Annotated in this window: 1 protein-coding gene; it reads right to left on the bottom strand. The window is 70.8% G+C overall.

Features of this window, described 5'->3' with window-relative positions:
• Positions 1 to 1239, bottom strand: a 1239-nt coding sequence (locus PLL68_RS05220; protein WP_324532314.1) for a helicase-related protein, incomplete at both ends; no start/stop codon positions are given.

Raw genomic sequence — 1239 nt, 5'->3', positions numbered from 1 at the left:
CCGATGGCGAACGCACCGAGTTCTTCGAGGAGCCGGACCCCGTCGGCGATCTGTCGGGGGTCGGGTGGGTCGACGAACGGGAAGCGGGCGACATCACCCAGGCCGAGGGCGGTCATCTGGAGGATGACCGAGGCCAACGAGGTGCGCTGGATCTCGGGCTCGGTGAACTCGGGGCGGGCCTCGAAGTCCTCCTGCGAGTACAGCCGGATGCACACGCCGGGGGCGATGCGGCCGCACCGACCGGAGCGCTGCGCGGCACTGGCCTGGCTGACCGGCTCGATCGGCAGTCGCTGCACCTTGGTGCGCTGGCTGTACCGCGAGATGCGGGCGGTGCCGGTGTCGACGACGTACCCGATGCCGGGCACGGTCAGCGAGGTCTCCGCGACGTTCGTCGCCAGGATGATCCGCCGCCCGCTGCCCCGGTGGAAGACACGGTGCTGCTCGGCGGCCGAGAGCCGGGCGAACAGCGGCAGCACCTCGGTGTTCGGCAGCTTCAGGGCGTTCAGGGCATCGGCGGCGTCGCGGATCTCGCGCTCACCGGAGAAGAAGGCGAGGATGTCGGTCGCCTCGGGGCTGGGCGGGGCCTCGGTCCACAGCTCCTCGACGGCCTCGACAACGCCGGTCACCTGGTCGCGCTCGGCGACGACGTGGCGGCCCTCCGGGTGCAGCTCGACCAGCGGCCGGTAGCGCACCTCGACGGGGTGGGTCCGCCCCGACACCTCGATGACCGGCACCTCACGCACCTCGCGGCCGTGCTCGTCGGTCGCGAAGTGCAGGGCGAACCGCACCGGGTCGATCGTGGCCGAGGTGACGATGACCCGCAGCTCGGGTCGGCGCGGCAGCAGCTGCTTGAGGTAGCCGAGGATGAAGTCGATGTTCAGGCTTCGCTCGTGGGCCTCGTCGATGATGATCGTGTCGTAGCGGCGCAGGTCGCGGTCACGCTGCATCTCGGCGAGCAGGATGCCGTCGGTCATCACCTTGACCCGGGTCGCGTCGCTGCTGTGGTCGGTGAACCGCACCTGGTAGCCGATGAGGTCGCCGAGCTCGACGCCCATCTCCTCGGCGATGCGTTCGGCCACCGAGCGGGCGGCGATCCGCCGTGGCTGGGTGTGCCCGATCTGGCCGGTCGCCCCGAGGCCCAGTTCGAGGCACATCTTCGGCAGCTGGGTGGTCTTGCCGGAGCCGGTCTCCCCGGCGATGACGACCACCTGGTGGTCGCGGATCCCCGCGAGGATGTCG

Origin of the sequence: Ornithinibacter sp., from assembly GCF_035443565.1 — a bacterium.
Classification (GTDB): domain Bacteria; phylum Actinomycetota; class Actinomycetes; order Actinomycetales; family Dermatophilaceae; genus Fodinibacter.
Note: the sequence above shows the minus strand (reverse complement) of the source record. Positions and strands in the feature narration are given on the sequence as shown.